Annotated in this window: 5 protein-coding genes; 2 read left to right on the top strand and 3 right to left on the bottom strand. The window is 32.0% G+C overall.

Going from position 1 to position 4047, the window contains the following annotated elements:
- The first annotated feature begins 157 nt into the window (after nucleotides 1-157).
- Nucleotides 158-1159: an AI-2E family transporter gene (locus AC1DUW_RS22595; RefSeq protein WP_477643519.1), complete on the top strand. Its 1002-nt coding sequence runs from the start codon at nucleotides 158-160 to the stop codon at nucleotides 1157-1159.
- 176 nt (nucleotides 1160-1335) lie between these two features.
- Here AC1DUW_RS22595 and AC1DUW_RS22590 read toward each other — a convergent pair whose 3' ends face one another.
- Nucleotides 1336-1788 (bottom strand): YueI family protein, encoded by a 453-nt coding sequence (locus AC1DUW_RS22590; RefSeq protein ID WP_082527393.1) that lies wholly within the window; start codon nucleotides 1786-1788, stop codon nucleotides 1336-1338.
- Between the two features lie 223 nt (nucleotides 1789-2011).
- On the opposite strand from AC1DUW_RS22590, the gene AC1DUW_RS22585 reads away from it, so the two are divergent.
- Nucleotides 2012-2758 carry a L,D-transpeptidase family protein gene (locus tag AC1DUW_RS22585; protein WP_477643518.1) on the top strand — a complete coding sequence of 249 codons (747 nt, stop codon included), beginning with the start codon at nucleotides 2012-2014 and terminating at the stop codon, nucleotides 2756-2758.
- A 418-nt stretch (nucleotides 2759-3176) separates the two neighbouring features.
- On the opposite strand, the gene AC1DUW_RS22580 is transcribed toward AC1DUW_RS22585, so the two are convergent.
- Together AC1DUW_RS22580 and AC1DUW_RS22575 are read right to left on the bottom strand one after the other, a co-directional pair.
- Nucleotides 3177-3299 carry a hypothetical protein gene (locus tag AC1DUW_RS22580; protein WP_269083735.1) on the bottom strand — a complete coding sequence of 41 codons (123 nt, stop codon included), beginning with the start codon at nucleotides 3297-3299 and terminating at the stop codon, nucleotides 3177-3179.
- Nucleotides 3300-3403: 104 nt separating this feature from the next.
- Nucleotides 3404-3841 carry a nucleoside 2-deoxyribosyltransferase gene (locus AC1DUW_RS22575; protein ID WP_053346380.1) on the bottom strand — a complete coding sequence of 146 codons (438 nt, stop codon included), beginning with the start codon at nucleotides 3839-3841 and terminating at the stop codon, nucleotides 3404-3406.
- Nucleotides 3842-4047 lie beyond the last annotated feature (206 nt).

The raw sequence follows: 4047 nt of genomic DNA, 5'->3' as shown, positions 1-4047 counted from the left end.
CCCCTAATCATTTATTACTATTGGTATTATTGTTTAACTCTAAGCCTAACAAGMGAATTAAGTAACAGATGAAATTTAGGGGGGATTGTCTTGTGGATAAACAAACCATTTTTTAAGTATGCATGTGGAATTATCTTAATAAATTTTAATTATTTTTTTGCTAGGTAAGATTGATTATATTCTTTTGCCGATTCAAAAAATCATTACAGCAATGTTTTTCTCAATCATTGTGGCTGGACTATTATACTATATATTACGACCTGTCGTTAACTTTTTAACTAAATTTATACCAAGGACAGTCAGCATTTTCATTGTCTTCTTGGTTATATTTGGAATAACGGGGACAGGCAGTTACTTTGGAAGTCCTGTAGTCATGGATCAATTCCAAAAATTATCTGCTAACCTTCCAAGCAAAGTCAAGGAATTCTCTATGGAATCGGAAGTCATGATAGAACAAAATGATTTTGGTATGGTTAATATAAAAGACTTGAAAGCAAATGGCATATCCCATTTTAAAAATTATTCTGAAAAACTTATAGAAAATGTTAATACCATATTCTCTGCGATTATAAGTGTTCTAACTGTACTGGTTATTACACCATTTATCTTATTTTATTTCTTAAAGGATGGAGATAAGCTAAGACCGTTTTTATTAAAGTATATACCGACTGAAGTTGAACCAGAAGGGAACGCGATTTTAAAAGATGTAGATAAAACCCTTTCAACTTATATCATCGGCAAATTCATCGTTTCATTCGTAATAGGGGCTTTTATGTATGTGGGGTACCTAATTATTGGACTCGATTATGCACTCGTATTAGCCCTTTTCGCAATGATTTTTACCGTTGTACCCTTTCTAGGTCCATTAATCAGAGTTATTCCAGCCCTTTTCATAGCCTTACAGCAAGATGTAGGATTGGCTGTAAAAGTACTCATTGTCCTTACTGTCGTTCAACAAGCAGAAGGCCACCTCGTTACTCCGAATATTATTGGGAAACGACTTAATATTCACCCATTAACCATTATCTTATTGCTACTTGGTGCCGGTTCAATAAACGGATTCATTGGAATTCTTATAGCCATCCCTGCTTATTCTGTGGTTAAAACGATTATAGGAAACTTCAGAAAGTTTTATAGGTTAAGGAAGATGAATACATAATTAACAGATTTGCTATCTGATCAACTTTTCCAACTGATAAAACAAAAAGTTACGTATACATAAAGCAGATAGGCATCCTTTTTATTTTATTAGGGTAATTTAATATAACTTCATTAATTACTCATGAATTTCCACAACCCTATAGGAGTTTACTAAAAAAACGCTGATTGAATTTTTCAGCGTTTTTTTATAAATTTTCTAACCAATTGTTTGATAAATGCTTTGACACTGTTTTTCTTTTTAACTTGATTGAACTGCTTCTTCTTCTCAATATAAATCTCTTCTTTATTTATGGCATTTTTTTCTGCTAGTACTAGGCCTAATTCGGAGTTATGGTCTTTGTTTAGGACAATTTTGTAAGGAATATTATGTCGATTAGCTAATTTAATATATTTCCCTAGGTATTGATAGTCCATTTGACCATTTAAAAACAAATTTGACAGTGGAAATTGCTTCATCATTTCCTCAATCTCTGGATATACATTTAGTTCAAATACTTGAGGTTTTTTTAGGACGACAATAACGCGCTCTCGTAATGTGCCAAGGAATTCCCTTCGTTCACCAGGTTTTATTTCTTTTGGACCGTACATCCCTTGTTCAAGGTAGTCCTCTACTTTTAAGCGTGACAATCTTTTCCCACCTCCGGTTTCACTTCAATAATGTATGTAATGTGACCACAAACAGTGCCCTTCTTTCTTTTTAGTAATTTTGCAACGATAAAATCCGATTTGAGTAAATCCTTCTTATTTTAAGTTTACCTTTCCTTTGAAAAAATGTCACTTTAGCTTCACTTCGTGCATAGGATAGTATATGCGTGAATATGCAGGTACTTAAATAAAGGACGGGGAAAACATGAAAAAATTTATTGTATTTGTATTAATGTTCTTTTTTTGTTTTGGTGGATACAGTAATTCTTCAGATGCAGCATCAAAACAACTGATTATCATCAATAAGTCCAATAATCAGCTTGCCTACTATGAAAATAATAAATTAGTGAGGGTATTTATCGTAGCGACTGGAAAAAAATCCTCCTACACTCCTGAAGGAAAGTTTAAGGTAGTTACAAAGATTGTCAATCGCCCCTATTATAAAGGCAAAATTAGAGGAGGAGATCCAAAAAATCCTCTAGGCAATCGATGGTTGGGGATTAATGCACGAAATACACCAGGAAATACGTATGCAATACATGGAAATAATGATTCAAATTCCATTGGAAAATATATAAGTGCCGGCTGTGTTCGTATGTATAATGAAGATGTAAAGTGGTTATATGGTAAGGTTAATATGAACACAACCGTCATAATTACCAGTTCCAGTAAATCATTTGCTTCCATAGCGGCTACAAATGGATATAAGGTTAGCGGATCAGAGAGTATCCCAGTGGGGAATACAATTTCAATTTTAAAGAAAGGAAGCAACGGACCACAAGTACGTGAACTTCAAAAAGGATTAACAACTCTTGGATATAGTACAAAGGGGATAGATGGGGTATTTGGAAATAATACAGAAATATCTGTAAAGAAATTCCAGAAGAATAACAAACTAACACCTGATGGGATAGTTGGACCAAAAACGAAGAAAGCCCTTGGAATTAAATAATCGATCAATGATATCATCTGTTATTGATGATATCTTTTTTTCGGCTAGATTTTAGTCTAAAATGTAACAATTATTACATTCTCATACATTTCGGTGCCTTTTTCCCACCTTCACTTGTAAAATTTATGTTATAATTTATACATAAACAGCTAATCATAACCGCATTGTCTTTCATTACATACAAGGAGGGAATACAAATGTACGATGAACTACTCATAAATATACTTAAAGTAACTTTTGTTGCCGGTACTATATCAATGTTTGTGATTTTAGGATTCGTTAAAGGGCGCCATTTTTAATTTTTTTCCCACTTCTTAATATGAACTTCATTGCCTGATTACTTTATATTTCTTTTTATAATGGTAATCAGGTTAATTTTCCCACAGAAAAGAAGCATATCCTCTAGGCATGCTTTACTTTACCAGTTATCCGTTTTATCTAATAATTGATCAATATCAAATGTATAGAGATTGAATGGAACTGACTCTTCGGCAATCTCTTCTGTAGCTAGCAACAATTGGTCGATATCTATAATAGCCAAAACAGTCTGCCTCCCTTTTAGTTTAAGTAACTTTTACCCTCATTTTTAATATATTAAACATTACGTTCAAAAGATATTTTATTTGAGGGTATCTTTACCTATTTCTACATTTGAGATTTATTTAAGGGCAATGAACTTGTTTCATCTACTCCTTGTGAAGAAAGCGTATGTATCAATTTAACAAGCTTATATAACGTTCCACTACAGATAGTTACTCCAGGTAAATTATGGAAAATTGATTTTTTATTAATATGGTAATTGTCTTTCTCTGGAGAATATACAACAATTTTCTTATTTAAGGACAAAGCATATCCAAGCTCATAAAGATTTCCTTTACCTGCAGTAAGAAAAATTAGCATAAAATCTGCATCCTCAATCCCCTTTTTTTCGTACTCCCCTATACTATCTATAACTCCTTGTTTATCGTCGTTCTCGATTAAATTCGAGTCATTTACACATGTAAATCCCTTGGCATTCAATTTTTTTATCAACGATCTAACTTGCTTCAAATTTTTTTCGTCTGATGCTATATAATATTTCATTCATATACCTCCAAATCTTTAACTATTGATACTTTTTACCTAGATTACCTTTACTATACATATTCGTTATAGAGAACGCAATATCCTTTCCAAAAAAATATTAATTTTAATAAATAAGGATTATTTCTTTAAATACTTGTTTTTCTTATTTTATTTAATTTTTTTAAAAAAAGCCATCATTCCTCTATAGGTAATGATGGTTTTGT

Source organism: Peribacillus sp. P4_C12, from assembly GCF_056402095.1.
The sequence above is the reverse complement of the archived record's forward strand: the minus strand, read 5'-3'. Positions and strand labels throughout refer to the sequence as shown.